Here is a 20,104-nt window from a genome sequence, read left to right as displayed (position 1 = left end):
GGATACCCCCTGGGGTATAGTCGTCGGCAACAACGAGGAGGTAGATCGTGAAGGTTGTCATCGTCGGAGGTGTCGCCGGCGGAATGTCCGCCGCCACCCGCATGCGTCGTCTGGACGAGTCGGCAGAGATCATCGTGTTCGAGCGCGGCGCGCACGTGTCGTTCGCGAACTGCGGTCTGCCCTACTACGCCGGCGGTGTCATCGAGGACCGTGACGAGCTGCTGCTGCAGACGCCGGAGAGCCTCGGCGCCCGCTTCCGGCTCGACGTCCGCGTCCGCAGCGAGGTCGTCGCGATCGACCCCGCCGCGCGCACCGTCACCGTCCACGACCTCGGATCCGGTGACACCTACGTGGAGAGCTACGACGAACTGGTGCTGAGCACCGGCGCGAGCCCCATCGTGCCGCCGCTGCCCGGCGTCGAACGCGCCCTGATCCTGCGCGACGTCGAGGACGTCGACCAGCTGGTGGAACGGATCGAGTCGGCGCAGATGTCCTCGACGCCCAGCGCCGTCATCGTCGGTGCCGGCTTCATCGGCGTCGAACTGGCCGAGAACCTGCGCCACCGGAACCTCGACGTCACCGTCGTCGAACTCGCCGACCAGGTACTCGCGCCGCTCGATCCCGAGATGGCGGCCCCGGTCGCCGACCGCATGCGCGAGAACGGGGTGCGCCTCGAACTCGGCACCCAGCTGACCCGTATCGACGAGACCACCGCCGACCTGGCGGACGGCCGCACGGTCCCGGCCGACGTGGTCGTCATGGCGATCGGCGTCCGCCCCGAGACCACGCTCGCGAAGATGGCCGGGTTGACGCTCGGTGAGCGCGGGGGCGTTGTGGTCGACGACCGGATGCGCACCTCGGTCCAGCACGTCTTCGCGGTCGGCGACGCCGTCGAGAAGCGTGACGCTGTCGGCGGAGGCGTCGCGATGATCCCTCTCGCCAACCCGGCCAACCGGCAGGGTCGGCTGGTGGCCGACGTCATCGCCGGTCGTCCGGTGCGCGCGAAGTCGTCCACGGGAACCGCTGTGGTCGGGGTCTTCGGGCTCATCGTCACCGCGACCGGCTGGAACGAGAAGCGACTGCGCGCGGCTGGTCGGGCGTACAGCGTCATTCACACCCATCCTCAGTCGCACGCCGGGTACTACCCGGGCGCGCGGCCGATGGCGATCAAGCTGCTCGTCGACCCCGAGACCGACGCGATCCTCGGCGCCCAGGCCGTGGGCGGCGAGGGTGTCGACAAGCGCATCGACGTCATCGCCACCGCGATGGCGGGCGGCATCACCGCGTCGGAACTCGCCGACCTCGAACTGGCCTACGCGCCGCAGTTCGGTTCGGCCAAGGATCCGGTGAACATGCTCGGCTACATCGCCGACAACATGCGCACCGGCGCCACCCGCACCGTCCAGTGGCACGAACTCGATACCCTGGTCGCCGGTGGCGCGTCGCTCGTCGACGTCCGCACCGCCGACGAGTTCGCGGCCGGCGCCATCCCGGGCGCCGTGAACGTCTCGCTCGACGAGCTCAGGGACCGGGTCGGCGAACTGCCGGCCGGCGACCTGATCGTGCACTGCCAGGTGGGTCAGCGTGGCCACACCGCGGTGCGACTGCTCGGACAGCTGGGCCGCCCCGCGGTCAACCTCGACGGCGGCTACAAGACGTGGGACGCAGGGCAGCGCGCGAGCGCGCCCGTCGGTTCTCGAGCCTCCTGAAAACCAGAACATCCGGAAGGAACCCCATGCGTGAAATCGACGTGACCGAACTCGAATCGGTGCTGGCCGCCGGCGCCCCCCTCATCGACGTCCGTGAGCTGGAAGAGTTCGCCGAGGCGCGGGTCCCGGGCGCCGTCTCGATCCCGCTGAGCGAGTTCGTCGCGCGCGTGGACGAGGTTCCCGCCGACGTCACCGTCTACATGATCTGCGCGGTCGGTGGCCGCAGCGGTCAGGCCACCGAGTACCTCGCGGCCCGCGGCATCGACGCCGTGAACGTCGCCGGCGGCACCATGGCCTGGATGCAGTCCGGCCGGACCGTCGAGTCCGGCAACTAGTACCACCCGAACCCGGTCGAGGTCTCGCGTACTCGACCGGGTTTCTTCGGGCCACTCATATACCCCCACCCGTATTTCACGCACCGCGACCGAACACCCACCACACCGAAAGGCATCTCCCATGACCACCACCGGACAGCGGCAGGACTCTCTGCCGCCGACCACCGAATCCGTCGGCGGACCGCTCGCCCGGCTCGGTGCCGCGATGGCCGACAACTTCAAATGGGTGATCACCGCCTGGCTCGTCCTGGTCGTCGCTCTCGGCGCCGCCGCGCCGTCGGTGTTCAGCTCGCTGGCCGGCGCCGGCTGGCAGGCGAACGGCTCCGAGTCGGTCCAGGTGCGCGAACTCGCGCAGGAGCACTTCGGCGGCAACGCGTCGTCAGCCGTCCAGGTCGTCGTCCACTCGGACGACAAGCCGCTGGGCGACCCGGCCGTGCAGCAGGTGCTGGGCGAGGCCACCTCGGTGCTCACCGCGGACGCCCGCATCGGCGAGGTGATCCCGCCGCAGCCCGGCATGACGATCAGCCCCGACGGGCACACCGGCATCCTGGTCGCCGGCGCGAACGCGAACACCGACGAGATGGTGCGCGCGGTCGACGACCTGGGCGGTGACCTGAAGGCGCTGTCCGGCGACGGCATCGAGGTCTACCCGACCGGTGCGTCGGCGCTGTGGAGCGACTTCAACAAGGCCAACCACGAGGCGATGATCAAGGCCGAGATGATGTCGTGGCCGGTCACGCTCGGCATCATGGTGCTCGCGTTCGGCTCCCTCGTCGCCGCGGGACTGCCGCTGCTGCTGACCCTCGCAGGCCTGGTGGCGTCGGCCGGCGGGCTGGTGCTGCTCAACGAGATCACGCCGATCTCGGTGTGGGCCATGAACTTCGCGATGATGTTCGCGCTCGCCCTCGGCATCGACTACGCACTGTTCCTCGTCGTCCGCTTCCGTGACGCGCTGCGCAAGCACGCCGACGCGCGCCTGGCGGTCGCCGAGACGATGGACACCGCCGGCAAGGCCGTGCTGCTGTCCGGCCTGACGGTGCTGGTGAGCCTGTCGGCGGTGCTGCTCGTGCCCGCACCCGCAGTGCGGACCATGGCGGTCGGCATCATGCTCGCGGTGCTGTTCGTCCTCGCCGCGACGCTCACGCTGCTGCCGGCGGTCCTGGGCAAGCTGGGCCGCAAGGTCAATGCCGGTTCGCTGCCGTACGCCAAGAAGCAGCAGAACCAGACCGACGGCTCGCCGCTGTTCACCAAGTGGGGCAAGCTGCTGGACCGGCACCCGTGGCCGTTCGCGGTCGCTGCCGTCGCGATCCTCGTCGGACTGGCGATCCCCATCACCGGGCTGAAGGTCGCGATGCCGTCGATCCAGGTCGTCCCCGAGGACGCGGCCGTGCGTCAGGGCTACGAACTGGTACAGGAGCAGATGGGCATCGGTGCGCCGGGTGCGCTGCAGATCGTCGTCCCCGCGTCCGATGCGCAGGCGGCCGCGGAAGCCGCGTCGTCCGTCGACGGGGTGGCCGCGGTGACTCCCGCGATGCCGGCGATGGACGGCTCCGACCTGGTGATGATGCAGGCGCTGCCGACCGTCGATCCGTCGGATCCCGCGCTCGGCGGCACGCTCGACACGCTGCGCGCCGACCTGCCCGACAGCGCGCTCGTCGGCGGTGCGCCGGCGGAGAACCTGGACCTGCAGCAGGCGTTGAACGACTACCTGCCGCTGGTGATCGGCGTGATCCTGGTGCTGGGCTTCCTGCTGCTGCTCGTGGCACTGCAGGCCCCGCTGGTCTCGCTGATCGGCACGGTGGTGAGCCTGCTCTCGACCGGTGCGGCGTTCGGTGCGTCGAAGCTGATCTTCCAGGACGGGCACCTGTCCGACCTGCTCGGCTTCACCCCGCAGGGCTTCCTGGACGGCTGGGGTCCGGTGTTCTTCTTCGCGATGATCTTCGCGATCGCGATGGACTACACGGTGTTCCTGCTGTCGACCGTCAAGGAGCAGTACGAGACGACCGGTGATGCGCGCGGCGCCCAGATCTCGGGCATGGCGCACTCGGGTCGGGTGATCTTCGCGGCCGCGGCGGTCATGGTCGGCGTGTTCTTCAGCTTCGCGCTGGCCGAACCGCTGCCGCCGAAGGAGATGGGCATCCTGCTCGGCATCGCGGTCCTGCTCGACGCCGTCCTGATTCGCCTGGTGCTGCTGCCGGTGCTGCTGCGGCTGACCGGCAACGCCGCCTGGTGGTCGCCGAACTGGCTGCGTAAGGCCCTGCCGAACATCAAGTTCTCCCACGGGTGATTGCCGGTCGATCCGGGTGGGCTGTGACCGATCGACTCGGTCACAGCCCACCGGGTACGGATACCCCTGCGGGTAATCTGGAGAGGAAACGAGGAGGTCCCATGACCGGAGACGAAGAGAGCATCGCCCAGGTGCTCAACCGCCTGCGCCGCGCGCAGGGACAGTTGGCCGGAGTCATCTCGATGATCGAGAACGGCCGCGAGTGCAAGGACGTCGTCACACAGTTGGCGGCGGTGTCCCGGGCGCTCGACCGGGCGGGATTCAAGATTGTCGCGACCGGGCTGCGCGAATGCCTGGCCGGCGACGGCAAGGCGTCCGAGCCGCTCACCGAGGCCGAGCTGGAGAAGTTGTTCCTGGCACTGGCGTGACACCGGGCCTGACCGGGAACCGAACCGACAACCGTGAGGAGTCAGTGATGGAACTGGGAATCTCGACACGCTTGAACACCGAGTTCGACGACGCCGTCGCCAAGACGCGGGCGGCGCTGCAGGAGCAGGGTTTCGGTGTCCTCACCGAGATCGACATGCAGGCGACGCTGAAGGCGAAGATCGGTGCCGAGATGGAGCCGTACCTCATCCTCGGCGCCTGCAACCCGCAGCTCGCGCACCGCGCGGTCGGGGTCGACCGTCAGATCGGTCTGCTGCTGCCCTGCAACGTGGTCGTCCGCGCCGACGGCGACGACGTGATCGTCGAGGCCATGAACCCGGCGCTCATGGTCGAGGTGACCGGGGAGCCGGAGCTCGAGGCCGTCGCCGCCGAGGCCACCACCCGGCTGCAGACGGCGATCGACGCCCTCGCCTGAGCGGTAGCCCCGACCGGCTCAGGCCGGAGCGGGCAGCGCCCTGGTCCGAACCCGATGTGCGGTGTGCACGGCCACCACACACCAGGCGACGACCAGGGCGCACAGCAGTCCGGCCGACAGCGCGCGCGGGATGTCGAAGTCGCCGGCCACGCCGAAGGCACCCATCCCGACCGCGCACGCGCCCACCGGGAACGTGAAGCTCCACCAGCTCATGGTGAAGGTCAGACCCTGACGGAAGGCCCGCGCCGTCACGAGGCTCACCGCGGTGAGCGCGACGATCATCACGGTCCCCATCAGCAGTCCGTACGCCAGCCCGAACACATGCAGGGTGTCGGCGACGCCGTGATCGACGGCGTGCTCGGCCGCGGTGCCGAGGAGGTTCGCGGCGGCCACCGACTGACCCACGATGCCGAGCGGAATCCACATGGTCGGCAGGGCCTGCAGCGGCGGTAGTCCGCGCTCACCGAACTCGCGTCCGACCAGCATGGCAATCACCAGCGCGAAGACCAGCGCCAGGGTGAACAGCGCGTAGCAGCCCGCCAACATCGCGACCCGGGGCCATCCCGCGGGCAGGTGGTTCACCAGCGCGGCGCCCGTCGCGGCCGACACCATCGGCGGCACCACAGGCATCAGCCAGGCCGGAGTCGGGGTGCCGCGATCGGCGACCACCCGCAGACGCATCCCCATCACGGCGCACGTCACGAGTCCGGCGGCGGTGCCGATCGCCCACAACGTGCCGGCGATCCCGAATGCGATACCCGGCGAGATGACGGTCGACCCGACCGCCGCGGTGCCGGCGCCCACGGTGAGCACGGCCATCGGCAGCGCACCGTAGAAGGGGAACATCGTGGCGCTACGGGCGTAGTCGCGGGCGTGTTCGGTGTGCCGGACCCAGTGGACGACGAACGCGGTCACCAGCACGGCCAGCAGGACCGTGGCCAGCAGCCAGAACGTGATTGCGATCCCGCGTCGGCCGGGGAGATTCACCGGAAGCGACGACGTGGCGACGGCGATGATTCCCGTCCCCATCACGATGGCGAACCAATTGGGGGTCAAGTGGGCCAGACGCGGAATTGTGAGCATGAGACTAACTCTGATGTTTCGGCGTTGTTCCCGGTAGAAGCCTTGGAGTAGATGAGATACAAACAGCGTTTGTGGGGCTAGCCTTGGAGGTATGCCGCTTTCGAACCGTGTTCCCGAACTCGCCGCGCTGGATGTGCTGGTCGCGGTGGGGCGACTCGGGAGCATGGGCGCCGCCGGACGCGAACACGGTCTCAGTCAGCAGGCCGTCAGTGCGCGAGTGCGCTCCGCGGAACGTCAGCTCGGGCTCCGCGTCTTCGATCGCGGCGCGGGTGGTGTCCAGCCCACCGCCGAGGGCGCGCTCGTCCTCGAATGGGCGTCGGCGATCCTCGACTCCGCCGAGGAACTCGCATCCGGGGTCGCGGCCCTGCGCGGCGAACGGGACGCCAACCTGACCGTCGCCGCGAGCATGACCATCGCCGAGTACCTAGTGCCCGGATGGACCGTCACGATGCGGCGGAAGAACCCCAGCGTCGTGACGTCGGTGCGGCTGTTGAACTCCACCGAGGTCGTGGCCCAGGTTCGGGCAGGGGAGGCCGACCTCGGTTTCGTCGAGGGACCGGAGGTCCCGAACGGGCTGCGCTCCGTCGAGGTCGCCCGCGACGAACTCGTCGTCATCGTCCCGCCCGGCCACAAATGGATCCGCCGGGCGCCGATCGCCGTGACCGAACTCGCGGCGACACCGTTGATCCAGCGTGAATCCGGCTCCGGTACCCGCACCACCCTCGAACACGCGGTCCCCGGCTGCGTCGAGCCGCTGCTCGAGCTGACGTCGTGCACCGCGGTGAAGGCCGCCGTCGTCGCGGGCAACGCGCCGGCGGTGGTGTCGTCGCTCGCCGTCGAGGCCGACCTGAACGACGGTCGTCTCGCGTCCGTCGAGGTCGAGGGGCTGCGCCTGCCGCGCCGCCTGCTCGCGGTGTGGGACGAGGGCCGCGGATTGCGCGGCGCCGCCCGCGACTTCCTCGAGATCGCCCGCGCCGCCGGCTGACGAGCCGAGCACTCGCGCTCAGATCTCCATCGCGGTGGCCAGCAGCGGCCAGGACCTGTGCAGATCGTCCTGCCAGTAGAGCCACGAGTGGGAGCCGGTGGGGGCGAAGTCGAAGGTCGCCGGGATGTCCAGCTGGCTCAGGCGGTTCGCGAGGTTGCGGGTGCACACGTTGGTGGCGGCCTCGATGACGCCCCCGACGACCACCTGACGAGCGAAGTCCTTCAGGTCCCCGTCGACACCGGGCGCGTCGAGGTGGTCGTACCGTCCGGGCAGGCCCGAACCGGAGGAGACGTACAGCGTTGTCCCACGCAGCTTCTCGGCGTTGACCACAGGATCGTTCGCGATCCAGCCGGGGCCACCGACCGGGCCCCACATGTTCTGCGGATCGGCGCCGTCCGCCGTCCGCACCACCAGGTCCACGAACGCGGCGCCCATCGGGCTGCTCGTTTCGGCGCAGCCGCTGTAGGAGCCGACGGCCTTGTACAGGCCGGGAGCCGCGATGGCCAGATTGAGCACGGACGTCGCGGTCATGGAGATGGCGGCGATCGAATTGGTTCCATTACCGCCGAACTCGGCGTCGATGATCGGCGGAAGTTCGCGCGTCAGGAACGTCTGCCACTTGTTGCGTCCCAGAACCGGGTCGTCGCGTTCCCAGTCGGTGTAGTAGCTGGCGGCGCCGTCCATCGGCGTCACCACGTTGACGGACTTGTCCGCGAAGAACTCGGTGACGTCGGTGTTCGCCTGCCAGGTCGCGTCGGTCTTGCCGCCGCCGGCACCGTTGAGCAGATACAACGTCGGCCGGGGAGCGGACGTGTCCGCGGGCAGCAGCACCCGGACCGGGACGACCCGGTCCATCGAGGCGGAGTAGACCTGTGCAGTGACCGCGCGTGACCCGTCGCGGTCCACCCGGGTCAGGTGCGACACCGGTTCCGCACCCGCCGCGGGTGCCCCCACGACGAGCCCGGCGGTGGCGAGCACCGCCACAGACAGCGCTGCAACGCACGCGTTCCGCGCGTGGCGAAAAGCTCCAGTACGCATAGGTGATCCTTCACGGTCCCGGAGGGGTCTGGTGCCCGACATGCCCGCAACGCGCTGTCACACGTATTTCCCCTGATCATCCAGTTTTCGAGGGCACTCTAGCGTGTGTGACAAAGATCTCGTACACCGGATCAGGTCAACTGTCCGACTGGTGTCACACGCCCCCGGCGAAACCGTGCTGCCGCCATGCCTCGTACGTGACGACGGCGGCGGCGTTCGACAGGTTCAGCGACCGTCGGCCCGGGACCATCGGGATGCGCACCTGCGCGGTCACGTGCGGGTCCTCGAGCACCTCCTGCGACAGGCCGGTGGGTTCGGGGCCGAACAGCAGGACGTCGCCCGCCTGATAGGAGATGTCGGCGTATGACGTGGACGCGTGCGCCGTGAACGCGAACACCCGCTCCGGCTGCAGCGCAGCCCAGGCCGCCTCGAGATTCTCGTGCACGGTCACCGACGCAAGGTCGTGGTAGTCGAGTCCCGCGCGGCGCAGCTTGGGCTCGGACAGGTCGAAGCCGAGCGGTCCGACGAGATGCAGTTCGCACCCGGTTCCGGCGACCATGCGGATCGCGTTGCCGGTGTTGGGTGGGATGCGGGGCTCGTGGAACATCACTCGGAACACCACGGGAATGTACCAACCCGGATCGGTCGTAATTGTCGGTGTTCGGGGGCAGCATGGGGCACATGGCCGAACTCGTGGAATTTGTCGGAGAAGACTTCTCCGACGCGCGCCTGCCACAGCAGACCTGGAGCCGTCAGCGCTACACCAAGTGCTCGTTCCGGGACGCCGACCTGAGCGAGCTGCGCACCGAGTTCTCCGTGTTCACGGAGTGCGACTTCACCGGCACCGACCTCACCGACTCGCACCACTTCTCGAGCGCCTTCCGGTCGTGCACATTCACCCGGACCATCCTGTGGCACAGCAGTTTTCGAGCATCCAGCCTGCTCGGCTCGGTGTTCGTCGACTGTCAGTTGCGGCCGCTGCTGATCGACGAGGTGGACTTCACGCTGGTGTCCATGGCCGGCGCCGACCTGCGCGGCATCGACTTCACCGACTCCGGCTTCCGGGAGGCCAACCTCGTGCAGGCCGACATGCGGGGCGCGATCCTGCGCTCGGTCGACCTCCTCGGTGCCCGGGTCGAAGGGCTGCGGCTGGAGGGGGCCGACCTGCGCGGCGCCCACATCGATCCCGGGCTGTGGACCGCCGCGACCCTCGACGGCACCCAGGTGGAGCTCACGCAGGCCGTGGCCTACGCGACAGCACGGGGGCTCGTCGTCGAACCGTGGTGAGCGGTCCCGGTCAGCAGACCAGTTCGCGGGCCAACAGATCCATCAGCAGCCCGTCCCGCCACACGCCGTCGGCGCCGCAGCAGTACTCGCGCATGACGCCGACCTCGCGGAAGCCGACCTTTCGATAGCACGCGATCGCCGCGGCATTCGTGGCCTCCGGGTCGATGACGATCCGATGGAAGCCGAGGTCATCGACGAGATGGCTGCACAGCACCCGGACCACTTCGGTGCCCAACCCGCGGCCGTGGACGGACGGGTCGAGGAACAGGTCGAGCCCGGCGTGCCGGAACTCCGGATCCGACTCCTGGTACCACTGCGCGAATCCCACGACGCGGTCACCTTCGAGCACGGCGTACGCGACCGTTCCGGGCTCGGGGGAGGGCCAGCCGTTGTCGGGGTCCTTCCACCACCGGCTGACCTCGGGCAGCCGATGGATCTCGCGCAGCCGCCCGTGCTGTGCGGGCCGGACCACGGTCAGCACGACGCGTGGACCACGAAGTTCCGGAGCCGGTGTCACGCAGCGACCCTAGCCTGGAACAATGGTCGCCGTGACTGCAACGATCCTGGATGGCAAAGCAACCCGCGACGAGATTTTCAAGGACCTCGAGGTCAGGGTGGCAGCCCTGAAGGAGAAGGGCATCACGCCCGGACTCGGGACGATCCTCGTCGGCGACGACCCCGGTTCCGCATCCTATGTGCGTGGCAAGCACAACGACTGCGCCAAGCTCGGTATCACCTCGATCCGCCGTGACCTGCCCGCCGACATCACCCAGGCTGAGCTCGAGGCCACGATCGACGAGCTCAACGCGAACCCCGAGTGCACCGGCTACATCGTCCAGCTCCCGCTGCCCAAGCACCTCGACGAGAACGCCGCCCTCGAGCGCATCGACCCCGACAAGGACGCCGACGGCCTGCACCCGGTGAACCTGGGCCGCCTCGTCCTCGGCAAGGAAGCGACGCTGCCGTGCACCCCGCGTGGTGTCGTGCACCTGCTGCGCCGCTACGAGGTGCCGATCGACGGCGTCCACGTCACGGTCGTCGGCCGCGGCGTCACGATCGGCCGCCCCATCGGGCTGCTGCTCACCCGCCGCTCAGAGAATGCGACGGTCACGCTGTGCCACACCGGCACAAAGGATCTCGCCGCCGAGGTGCGCCGCGCCGACATCGTCGTCGCCGCCGCAGGCGTCGCCGGTCTCATCACCGCCGACATGGTCAAGCCCGGTGCCGCGGTCCTCGATGTGGGTGTCAGCCGCACCGCCGACGGCCTGCGGGGCGACGTCGCCGACGACGTCCGCGAGGTCGCCGGGTTCGTCTCGCCGAACCCGGGCGGTGTCGGACCGCTCACCCGCGCGTTCCTGCTCACCAACGTCGTCGAGCGGGCCGAGCAGCTCGCCGGTGTCGCCGGGACAGACCGTAGCTAGGCTCGCCTGGTGTCCCAGCGCGTGACGCAGTTCCTTCGCCGGAACCTGCCGATGGTGGCCGTCCTCCTCGTGGTGGCGGCCGCCTTCGTGCTGGTGTTGGCCGATCGCTGGCGGCGTGGTGCTCTCATCCTCGGGGGTGCCATGCTGCTGGCGGCGGTGCTGCGCGCCGTGGTGTCACCCGATCGGGTGGGACTGCTCGCGGTGCGCGGCAAGGGATTCGACGTCGCGGCCATGACCGTTGTCGGCGCGGCGATCATCGCGCTGGCGGCATCGATCGATCCGCTCGGCACCGACTGATCCACAGGGTGCGCGGTGAGCGCACCGATCTTCGAGGTGTGTGGACTACCGGTCCCGACGAGCGGCGCGCGCCAGCTCCAGGGTCTCCTTCAGCAGTTCGGTCACCGCGTCGGCCTCGGTGAGGAAGCCGTCGTGACCGTCCTTCGACTCGAGCACGCGCAGCCGGTCACAGCCGGGAAGCCCGTCTGCGAGTTCCTGCTGCAGCCGCAGTGGGTAAAGGCGATCCGAGTCGACACCGCCGACGATCACCGGGACGTCGGTCGACGCGAGGGCGGCCTCGACACCGCCGCGGCCGCGGCCCACGTCGTGCCGGTTCAAGGCCTCGGTGAGGAGCACGTACGTGCCCGGATCGAAGCGCGCGACCAGCTTGTCGGCCTGATGGTCGAGGTAGCTCTGCACTGCGTAACGTCCACCGGCCCAAGGGTTCTCGCCGGCCTGGTTGTTGTTCGCGAAGCGCGAGTCCAGTTCGTTCTCGGTGCGGTACGACAGGTGCGCGATCCGGCGGGCGAGCCCCAGTCCAGCGCGCGGGATGCGCCCGGTGCCGTGGTAGTCGCCGCCCTGCCAGTCGGGGTCGTTCGCGATGATCTGGATCTGCGTGGTCTGGGTACCGATCTGGTCGGCGGTCGCGCGCGCGCAGGCCGCGAGGATCAGGGCCGCGTCGACCCGGTCGGGATACCCGATGATCCACTCGAGCGCCCGCATTCCGCCCATCGACCCCCCGACGACGGCCGCAAAGCGTTCGATGCCCAGCACATCCGCGAGCGCGACCTCGGCTGTCACCTGGTCGCGGATGGAGATGTCGGGGAAACGGGATCCCCACACCGAGCCGTCGGCCGCGTGCGAACCGGGGCCCGTCGTGCCGCGGCAGCCGCCGAGCACGTTGGTCGCAAGCACGCACCACTCGTCGGTGTCGATCGGCGCGCCGGGGCCGACCATGCCGTCCCACCATCCGGGGGACGGGTGCTCGTCGTCGGCCGGACCGGTGACGTGAGAATCACCAGTGAGGGCGTGTTCGAGGAGGACCACGTTGTCCCGGTTGGGGGAGAGCTCACCCCATCGCTGGACGGCGAGGGTGACATCGGGCAGCACCGCACCGTTCTCGAGTTCGATCGAGCCGATGTGGACAAAGCCCAACTGCCCGTCCGGCGGAGGAAATCCCGCCGGACGGGCGTTGCGAACGGAGCTGACGGTCAAGATGCCGCCGCCGCGAACCCGGCTTCGAGGTCGGCGATGATGTCGTCGATGCCTTCGATACCGACGGCGAGGCGCACCAGACCCGGTGTGACACCCGACGCGAGCTGCTCCTCGGGGGTCAGCTGCGAGTGGGTGGTCGAGGCCGGGTGGATCACCAGCGAACGGACGTCACCGATGTTGGCGACGTGGCTGTGCAGCGTGAGCGCGTTGACGAACTTCTTGCCCGCCTCGATGCCGCCGGCGAGCTCGAACGCGACGATCGCGCCGGTGCCGCGGGGCGCCAGCGTATTCCCGCGCTCGTGCCACGGCGAGGACTTCAGCCCGGCGTACGACACGGACTTCACGTCGGGGCGAGCCTCGAGGTACTCGGCGACGGACTTCGCGTTCGCGACGTGGCGCTCCATGCGCAGGCTCAGCGTCTCGATGCCCTGCGAGATCAGGAACGCGTTGAACGGCGAGATCGCGGCACCGAGGTCGCGCAGCAGCTGCACGCGGGCCTTGAGCGCGAACGCCGGGGCGCCCAGGTCGGCGTACACGACGCCGTGGTAGCTGGGATCGGCCGTCGTGAAGTTCGTGTGCCGGCCCTGCGTCCAGTCGAAGGTGCCGCCGTCGACGATCACGCCCGCGACCGCGGTGCCGTGGCCGCCGAGGTACTTGGTAGCCGAGTGGACGACGATGTCGGCGCCGTGCTCGAGTGGACGGATCAGGTACGGCGTCGCGACCGTGTTGTCGACGATGAGCGGGACGCCGTTCTCGTGCGCGACCTTCGAGATGCCCGGGATGTCGAGCACGTCGCCCAGCGGGTTGGAGATCGACTCGCCGTAGAACGCCTTGGTGTTCGGGCGGATCGCGGCACGCCACTGCTCGATGTCGTCGGGATTCTCGACGAACGAGACCTCGATGCCCAGCTTGCGCAGCGAGTAGTGGAACAGGTTGTACGTGCCGCCGTACAGGCGCGGGCTCGACACGATGTGGTCGCCGGCCTCGGCGAGGTTGAGGATCGAGAACGTCTCGGCGGCCTGACCGGACGCGAGCAGCAGCGCCGCGACGCCACCCTCGAGCGCGGCGATCCGCTGCTCGACGGCGTCCTGCGTCGGGTTCATGATCCGCGTGTAGATGTTACCGGGCTCCGCCAGGCCGAACAGCGCCGCCGCGTGATCGGTGCTGTCGAACGTGTACGACGTGGTCTGGTAGATCGGCAGCGCGCGCGCATTGGTGGTGCCGTCGGGCAGCTGACCCGCGTGGATCTGCTTTGTCTCGAAGCTCCAGGTCGCCGAGGGATCCGTGATTTCGGTCATGAGTCGTTCTACTCCAGGTTCGGGAGAGGGCTGTCAGCAGGGGGATGGGCGCAGCATGGAATGCGCGCGTGGAGACCGGCTACTCGAGACAACAACACATGGTGAACCTCCGGTGGGGCATGGCCCGGTCAGTGGGTCCGTCCCAGCGGACCCGCGCTTGTTTCCCGACTTGCGTCGGTCAACCTGGTCATCACCCGGGGCACCCCACCGCGGTTGGAGGGTTGCCGGCCAGCGAGCCGGGGCTTGACGCTGACACTCATGACCTTCCGCCGATAGTAGCGGTATCGACCGCACGGTTGGAAGGAGGGCGGGCAGGTCCGTCGAAACGGATGTCGAAGCGGACGTCGAAACGGACAAGGCAAACCCGCACTTGACGAACATGTATAGACAGGACTAGACATGTCGCGCAGGTTGTGACGCAGTGCACAAAAGTCGCACAAAACCCGCGGGCCTCGAGTCGACGACGCGCCTGCTGACAATGCCACCTTCCAGGGAGTTTCATTGTGAAAGACACCGCCTCGGCGCTGACCCGAGGTCTCACAGCGCGCCACATCCGCTTCATCGCCCTCGGATCCGCCATCGGAACCGGGCTCTTCTACGGCTCGGCGGAGGCGATCAACCGGGCAGGGCCGGCCGTCCTGCTGGCGTATCTGATCGGCGGTGCGGTGATCTACATCGTGCTCCGTGCGCTCGGCGAGATGGCGGTGAGCAACCCGGTATCGGGTTCGTTCGGTGAGTACGCGAGCAAGCACCTGGGCCCGCTCGCGGGCTTCGCCACCGGCTGGACCTACACGTTCGAGATGATCGTGGTCTGCCTGGCGGACGTGACGGCCTTCGGCGTCTACATGGGCTTCTGGTTCCCGGATGTCCCACGGTGGATCTGGGTGTTGTCGGTCATCTTCTTCATCGGTGCGATCAACCTGCTCAGCGTCAAGGTCTTCGGCGAAGTGGAGTTCTGGTTCACGATCGTCAAGATCGTGGCGATCGTGGCGATGATCGCCGGTGGTATCGCGGTCCTTGTCTTCGGGTTCGGTCTCCACGACACCAGTGAGGGAGTGTCGAACCTGTGGAGCCAGGGAGGGTTCTTCGCCACCGGGATCGGCGGGTTCCTCGGCTGCTTCGCGATCGTGATGTTCGCGTTCGGCGGTACCGAGATCATCGGCATCACGGCCGGTGAGGCCGAGGATCCGCAGCGCACGATTCCACGAGCGATCAACACTGTGCCCATCCGGATCATCGTCTTCTACGTGCTCACGCTGGCCGTGATCATGGCGATCACCCCGTGGCAGAGCATCGGGGCCGACGGCAGCCCCTTCGTGCAGATCTTCCAGGGGCTCGGCATCGGTCCGGCCGCGACGGTGCTCAACGTCGTCGTCATCACGGCCGCCCTGTCGGCGATCAACAGCGACATCTTCGGTGCCGGACGCATGATGTACGGGATGGCGCAGCGAGGCCAGGCGCCCGCGGTGATGGGTCGGGTCTCCCGCAACGGTGTCCCGTGGATGACGGTGGTCATCATGGTCGCCGCGCTGTTGGTCGGGGTCCTGCTCAACTACCTGATGCCGGACCGGGTCTTCCTCGTCATCGCGTCGATCGCGACCTTCGCGACGATCTTCGTCTGGCTGATGATCCTGCTCGCTCAGTACCGCTCGCGGAAGCGGATGAGCGCGGACGAGGCCGCCGCCCTGAAGTTCCCGGTGCCGTTCTGGCCGTACGGGCAGCTGGTCGCGATCGGCTTCCTGGGCTTCGTGATCGCGCTACTCGCCTTCGACGCCGACACCCGCGTGGCGATCGTGGTCGGTGCGGTGTGGCTGGTGCTGCTCGCCCTGGCCTACCGCCGCTGGGTCCGACCCGAGGAGCCCGCGCCCGAGGACGAGATCCTCGTCGACCCCGTCTGACACCGACGACTACTTAGAGCACGACTTCTTACCCTTGAAACGGAGAATAAAGGTATGACCACGAACACCCTCCCGCGGACCGCGGACCAGGCAGCGAAAGAGATCGCACCTGTCGTTGTCGGTGTCGGCGCGGTGACGCCCGAGGAAGTCGTGCGCGTCGCACGATTCGGGGCCACGGTGCAACTGTCCGAGGACGCGCTGTCGGCGATCGGCGAGAGCCGCGCCCGCATCCGCGCACTGGCCGAGGACCCCAAGCCGGTCTACGGAGTGTCCACCGGATTCGGTGCGCTGGCCACCCGGCACATCCCGCTGGAGTTGCGGGCGCAGTTGCAGCGCAGCCTGATCCGCTCGCACGCCGCCGGGTCCGGTCCCGAGGTGGAGCGCGAGGTGGTTCGCGCGCTGATGCTGCTGCGCCTGTCCACGCTGGCGACCGGCCGCACCGGCGTTCGCCCCGAGGTGGCGCAGGTCTACGCGGCGCTGCTGTCGTCCGGGATCACCCCCGTGGTCCACGAGTACGGCAGCCTCGGCTGCTCCGGCGACCTCGCGCCGCTGGCGCACGTCGCGCTCGCCGTCATCGGGGAAGGCACCGTGCGGAACGCGGACGGCGAGCTCATGCCCGCGGCCGACGCGCTCGCCGCCGCCGGGATCGAGTCGGTCGAGCTGGAGGAGAAGGAGGGCCTGGCCCTCATCAACGGCACCGACGGCATGCTGGGCCAGCTGGTGCTCGCCTGCCACGACCTGCACAAGCTGCTCTCGCTCGCCGACATCACCGCGGCGATGAGCGTCGAGGGCCTGCTCGGAACCGACAAGGTCTTCGCCGCCGACCTTCAGGCGCTGCGCCCGCAGCCCGGGCAGGCGGTGGCGGCCGCGAACATGACCCGGCTCCTCGCCGGCTCGGAGATCGTCGCCAGCCACGCGAACCCGGACTGCACGGTCGTCCAGGACGCCTACTCGCTGCGGTGCGCGCCGCAGGTCGCCGGCGGTGCCCGCGACACCCTCGCCCATGCGGAGCGGATCGCTTCGTACGAGCTGGCGAGTGCCGTCGACAACCCGGTCGTCACCCTCGACGGTCGGGTCGAGTCGAACGGCAACTTCCACGGTGCGCCCGTGGCGTACGTGCTGGACTTCCTGGCGATCGTCGTCGCCGACGTGGCGAGCATGAGCGAGCGCCGCACGGACCGGTTCCTGGACAAGGCCCGCAACCACGGACTGCCGCCGTTCCTCGCCGACGACCCGGGTGTCGACAGCGGGCACATGATCGCCCAGTACACGCAGGCGGCGATCGTCTCCGAGCTGAAGCGTCTCGCGGCGCCGTCGAGCGTGGATTCGATCCCCTCGTCGGCGATGCAGGAGGACCACGTCTCGATGGGCTGGTCGGGAGCGCGCAAGCTGCGTCGCGCGATCGACGGACTCACCCGGGTGCTGGCCATCGAGGCGCTCACCGCGGCGCGCGGTCTCGACCTGCGGGCGCCGCTGCAGCCGTCCCCGGCGACCGGTGCCGTGCGCGCCACGCTCCGTGAGCACGTCGAGGGCCCCGGCACCGACCGCTACCTGGCCCCCGAGATCGAGGCGGCGGTGCAGCTGGCCGCGTCGGGCGCGCTGCTCGACAGCGCCGAGGCCGTCGTGGGCGACCTGGGCTGATCGGCTGACGGAGGGTCGCCGCGTACCGTCGCGGCGACCCTCCGGGGACCCCTGGTTACTGGACGGTAGGGTGTGCGGTTTTCGGGCCAGTGGTTGCCTTCGCTACGGATAGCAGTACGCTCGTCATGTTTGGGTCGGCCTGACACGGACGATCCGAACCGGATACGTTTGATAATTGAACCGTTGGCGGGCTCACTCACAAAGTGGTCCGCGCACCCCCGATACCCAGGGAACGGAACCAGGGAAACTTCCTAGGAGGACGCGAAGCCCCCATGTCCAAGATCAAGGTCGAAGGCAAGGTCGTCGAACTCGACGGCGACGAGATGACCCGCATCATCTGGCAGTTCATCAAAGACAAGCTGATCCATCCGTACCTGGATGTGGATCTCGAGTACTACGACCTGGGGATCGAGCATCGCGATGCCACCGACGACCAGGTGACGATCGACGCTGCAGAAGCGATCAAGAAGCACGGCGTCGGCGTCAAGTGCGCGACGATCACCCCGGACGAGGCTCGGGTCGAGGAGTTCGGCCTCAAGAAGATGTGGCGTTCCCCGAACGGCACCATCCGTAACATCCTGGGCGGCACCATCTTCCGTGCGCCGATCCTGATCTCCAACGTCCCGCGTCTGGTCCCCGGTTGGACCAAGCCGGTGATCGTCGGACGTCACGCGTTCGGTGACCAGTACCGCGCCACCGACTTCAAGGTCCCGGGCGCCGGCACTGTCACCATCACCTACACCCCCGAGGACGGCTCCGAGCCGATCCAGCACGAGGTGTGCCGCATTCCCGAGGACGGCGGCGTCGTCATGGGCATGTACAACTACAAGAAGTCCATCCAGGACTTCGCGCGGGCCTCGCTGTCCTACGGCCTGCAGCAGAACTACCCGGTGTACCTCTCCACCAAGAACACGATCCTGAAGGCCTACGACGGCATGTTCAAGGACGAGTTCCAGCGGATCTACGAGGACGAGTTCAAGGCCGAGTTCGACGCCGCGGGCCTGACCTACGAGCACCGCCTCATCGACGACATGGTCGCTTCGTCCCTCAAGTGGGAGGGTGGCTACGTCTGGGCCTGCAAGAACTACGACGGCGACGTTCAGTCCGACACCGTCGCGCAGGGCTACGGCTCGCTGGGCCTGATGACCTCCGTGCTGATGACCCCGGACGGCCGCACGGTCGAGGCGGAGGCCGCACACGGCACCGTCACGCGCCACTACCGTCAGCACCAGCAGGGCAAGCCGACGTCGACGAACCCGATCGCGTCGATCTTCGCCTGGACCCGGGGCCTCGAGCACCGCGGCAAGCTGGACAACACGCCGGAGCTGATCGAGTTCGCGCAGCAGCTCGAGGACGTCGTCATCAAGACCGTCGAGAACGGCCAGATGACCAAGGACCTCGCACTGCTGGTGGGCCCGGACCAGGCCTGGCAGACCACCGAGGAGTTCCTGGCGACCCTCGACGAGAACCTGCAGAAGGCGCGCGCCTGATCGCGTAAGCCCGACGCCGAAACGGGACGTTCCCCTCGTGGGAACGTCCCGTTTCCATTTGGTCGCTAGCCTCGATCGTCTGTTGTCCCCCGTGTCGGAAGGCCCTCGTTTCTTGACCATCTCGGCGATCGCACCCGCGTCCTCGAGCACACCTCTCACGCCCCTCGGGCGGCGCCGGGCGATGCTCGCGCTCGCGATGGGCGGCTTCGGCATCGGCACCACCGAGTTCGTGGCGATGGGGCTGCTGCCCCAGATCGCGGACGGGCTGGGTGTCCCGGAACCGACGGCCGGGCACGTCATCACCGCGTACGCGCTGGGCGTGGTGGTGGGTGCGCCGCTGATCGCGGCGCTGACCGCCCGGATGCCGCGCAAGACGCTGCTGATCGCGCTCATGGTCGCGTTCACGGTGGGCAACGCGGCGGCGATCGTCGCGCCGAACTACGGCGGGCTGATGGTGGCGCGCTTCGTCGCGGGACTTCCGCACGGCGCCTACTTCGGCGTCGCGTCGCTCGTCGCGGCACACCTCGCCGAGCGCGGGCAGCGGGCGAAGGCGGTGGCGACGGTGATGTCGGGGCTCGCGGTCGCCAACGTCGTCGGGGTGCCCGTCGCCGCGTGGCTCGGCCAGAACCTCGGCTGGCGCAGCGCCTTCGCCCTGGTCGCCACCATCGGAGCCGTCACCGTGGTCGCGATCACCGCGTGGGTTCCGTCACTGCACACCCTGCGGACCACCGACCCGCGCACCGAGCTGGGGGCCCTGTGGCGCGGGCAGGTGTGGCTGACGCTCGTCGTCGGCATGGTGGGCTTCGGCGGGATGTTCGCGGTCTACACCTACGTCGCCTCGACGATGACCGAGGTCGCCGGACTGCCGATGTCGCTGGTGCCGCTCGCACTCATGATCTACGGACTCGGCATGGTCGCCGGCAACGTCGTCGGTGGCGTGCTCGCGGACCGAGCGCTCACCCGCGGCCTGTTCGCCATGATGGGCGTGCTCGTGGTGTTCCTGGCGGTGTTCGCGCTCGCCGCCCACAACCCCTACACGGCCATGATCGTGCTGTTCCTCGTCGCGACCGCAGGATCGGCGCTCGTGCCGGGCCTGCAGACCAGGCTGATGGACGTCGCCGCCGACGCGCAGACCCTCGCGGCCGCGCTCAACCACTCCGCACTCAACATCGCGAACGCGTTCGGTGCCTGGATCGGCGGCGTCGTGATCGCGGCCGGCTTCGGCTACACCGCGCCCGCCCTCGTGGGGGCGGGGCTGGCCGCCGCCGGGCTCGCCGTGCTCGCGGTCGCGGTCGTGACCGCTCGCCGCTGAGACGGCGCTGTCCGCGGCGTCGGCTAC

At 68.8% G+C, this 20,104-nt stretch carries 19 protein-coding genes and 1 riboswitch; of the genes, 13 read left to right on the top strand and 6 right to left on the bottom strand.

The window, feature by feature from the left end; all coding sequences use genetic code 11:
* The first annotated feature begins 44 nt into the window (after nt 1–44).
* From ACQ5DX_RS16710 to ACQ5DX_RS16690, 5 genes are all read left to right on the top strand, one after another.
* On the top strand, nt 45–1,709 hold the full coding sequence (locus tag ACQ5DX_RS16710) for an FAD-dependent oxidoreductase (RefSeq protein WP_430335713.1): 1,665 nt from the start codon (nt 45–47) through the stop codon (nt 1,707–1,709).
* Between the two features lie 26 nt (nt 1,710–1,735).
* Complete coding sequence (locus ACQ5DX_RS16705) at nt 1,736–2,044, top strand: rhodanese-like domain-containing protein (protein ID WP_430333647.1); 309 nt, start codon at nt 1,736–1,738, stop codon at nt 2,042–2,044.
* A 121-nt stretch (nt 2,045–2,165) separates the two neighbouring features.
* On the top strand, nt 2,166–4,331 hold the full coding sequence (locus ACQ5DX_RS16700; protein WP_430333646.1) for an MMPL family transporter: 2,166 nt from the start codon (nt 2,166–2,168) through the stop codon (nt 4,329–4,331).
* 101 nt (nt 4,332–4,432) lie between these two features.
* Nucleotides 4,433–4,699 (top strand): metal-sensitive transcriptional regulator, encoded by a 267-nt coding sequence (locus ACQ5DX_RS16695; protein ID WP_081182665.1) that lies wholly within the window; start codon nt 4,433–4,435, stop codon nt 4,697–4,699.
* A 47-nt stretch (nt 4,700–4,746) separates the two neighbouring features.
* Entirely contained in the window at nt 4,747–5,133 is a 387-nt protein-coding gene (locus ACQ5DX_RS16690) for a DUF302 domain-containing protein (RefSeq protein WP_430333645.1), read from the top strand.
* Nucleotides 5,134–5,151: 18 nt separating this feature from the next.
* Here the strand turns inward: ACQ5DX_RS16690 and ACQ5DX_RS16685 are convergent, their stop codons facing one another.
* Nucleotides 5,152–6,216 (bottom strand): TDT family transporter, encoded by a 1,065-nt coding sequence (locus ACQ5DX_RS16685; RefSeq protein ID WP_430333644.1) that lies wholly within the window; start codon nt 6,214–6,216, stop codon nt 5,152–5,154.
* A gap of 91 nt (nt 6,217–6,307) precedes the next feature.
* Between ACQ5DX_RS16685 and ACQ5DX_RS16680 the strand changes: the two genes are divergently transcribed.
* Complete coding sequence (locus ACQ5DX_RS16680) at nt 6,308–7,201, top strand: LysR family transcriptional regulator (RefSeq protein ID WP_430333643.1); 894 nt, start codon at nt 6,308–6,310, stop codon at nt 7,199–7,201.
* Nucleotides 7,202–7,219: 18 nt separating this feature from the next.
* Here ACQ5DX_RS16680 and ACQ5DX_RS16675 read toward each other — a convergent pair whose 3' ends face one another.
* On the bottom strand, nt 7,220–8,239 hold the full coding sequence (locus ACQ5DX_RS16675) for an alpha/beta hydrolase (protein WP_430333642.1): 1,020 nt from the start codon (nt 8,237–8,239) through the stop codon (nt 7,220–7,222).
* A 154-nt stretch (nt 8,240–8,393) separates the two neighbouring features.
* Nucleotides 8,394–8,858 (bottom strand): tRNA (cytidine(34)-2'-O)-methyltransferase, encoded by a 465-nt coding sequence (locus ACQ5DX_RS16670; RefSeq protein WP_430333641.1) that lies wholly within the window; start codon nt 8,856–8,858, stop codon nt 8,394–8,396.
* Between the two features lie 62 nt (nt 8,859–8,920).
* On the opposite strand from ACQ5DX_RS16670, the gene ACQ5DX_RS16665 reads away from it, so the two are divergent.
* A complete protein-coding gene (locus ACQ5DX_RS16665) occupies nt 8,921–9,526 on the top strand; it encodes a pentapeptide repeat-containing protein (RefSeq protein WP_430333640.1) in 606 nt (201 codons plus the stop codon).
* Between the two features lie 10 nt (nt 9,527–9,536).
* On the opposite strand, the gene ACQ5DX_RS16660 is transcribed toward ACQ5DX_RS16665, so the two are convergent.
* Nucleotides 9,537–10,043, bottom strand: a complete 507-nt coding sequence (locus ACQ5DX_RS16660) for a GNAT family N-acetyltransferase (protein WP_430333639.1) — start codon at nt 10,041–10,043, stop codon at nt 9,537–9,539.
* Between the two features lie 31 nt (nt 10,044–10,074).
* Here ACQ5DX_RS16660 and ACQ5DX_RS16655 point away from each other — a divergent pair, with 31 nt between their 5' ends.
* Nucleotides 10,075–10,947 (top strand): bifunctional methylenetetrahydrofolate dehydrogenase/methenyltetrahydrofolate cyclohydrolase, encoded by an 873-nt coding sequence (locus ACQ5DX_RS16655; RefSeq protein WP_430333638.1) that lies wholly within the window; start codon nt 10,075–10,077, stop codon nt 10,945–10,947.
* Between the two features lie 51 nt (nt 10,948–10,998).
* Nucleotides 10,999–11,244 (top strand): DUF3017 domain-containing protein, encoded by a 246-nt coding sequence (locus ACQ5DX_RS16650; protein WP_430335712.1) that lies wholly within the window; start codon nt 10,999–11,001, stop codon nt 11,242–11,244.
* Between the two features lie 45 nt (nt 11,245–11,289).
* Here the strand turns inward: ACQ5DX_RS16650 and metX are convergent, their stop codons facing one another.
* Nucleotides 11,290–12,438, bottom strand: coding sequence for a homoserine O-acetyltransferase MetX (gene metX / locus ACQ5DX_RS16645; RefSeq protein ID WP_430333637.1), 1,149 nt, complete (start codon nt 12,436–12,438; stop codon nt 11,290–11,292).
* On the bottom strand, nt 12,435–13,736 hold the full coding sequence (locus tag ACQ5DX_RS16640; RefSeq protein WP_430333636.1) for a bifunctional o-acetylhomoserine/o-acetylserine sulfhydrylase: 1,302 nt from the start codon (nt 13,734–13,736) through the stop codon (nt 12,435–12,437). Before ACQ5DX_RS16640 ends, metX begins: the two co-directional genes overlap by 4 nt.
* Before the next feature lie 148 nt (nt 13,737–13,884).
* Nucleotides 13,885–14,000: riboswitch (SAM riboswitch) on the bottom strand.
* Nucleotides 14,001–14,239: 239 nt separating this feature from the next.
* On the opposite strand from ACQ5DX_RS16640, the gene ACQ5DX_RS16635 reads away from it, so the two are divergent.
* From ACQ5DX_RS16635 to ACQ5DX_RS16620, 4 genes are all read left to right on the top strand, one after another.
* The gene (locus ACQ5DX_RS16635) at nt 14,240–15,634 is read left to right on the top strand and encodes an amino acid permease (protein ID WP_430333635.1); all 1,395 of its coding nucleotides are present in this window, start codon (nt 14,240–14,242) and stop codon (nt 15,632–15,634) included.
* A 54-nt stretch (nt 15,635–15,688) separates the two neighbouring features.
* The gene (hutH, locus tag ACQ5DX_RS16630; protein ID WP_430333634.1) at nt 15,689–17,275 is read left to right on the top strand and encodes a histidine ammonia-lyase; all 1,587 of its coding nucleotides are present in this window, start codon (nt 15,689–15,691) and stop codon (nt 17,273–17,275) included.
* A gap of 272 nt (nt 17,276–17,547) precedes the next feature.
* On the top strand, nt 17,548–18,765 hold the full coding sequence (locus ACQ5DX_RS16625; protein ID WP_430333633.1) for an NADP-dependent isocitrate dehydrogenase: 1,218 nt from the start codon (nt 17,548–17,550) through the stop codon (nt 18,763–18,765).
* 112 nt (nt 18,766–18,877) lie between these two features.
* On the top strand, nt 18,878–20,077 hold the full coding sequence (locus tag ACQ5DX_RS16620) for an MFS transporter (RefSeq protein WP_430333632.1): 1,200 nt from the start codon (nt 18,878–18,880) through the stop codon (nt 20,075–20,077).
* The last annotated feature ends 27 nt before the right edge of the window (nt 20,078–20,104 follow it).

Source organism: Rhodococcus sp. ACT016, from assembly GCF_050477185.1.
Lineage (GTDB): Bacteria > Actinomycetota > Actinomycetes > Mycobacteriales > Mycobacteriaceae > Prescottella.
The sequence above is the reverse complement of the archived record's forward strand: the minus strand, read 5'-3'. Positions and strand labels throughout refer to the sequence as shown.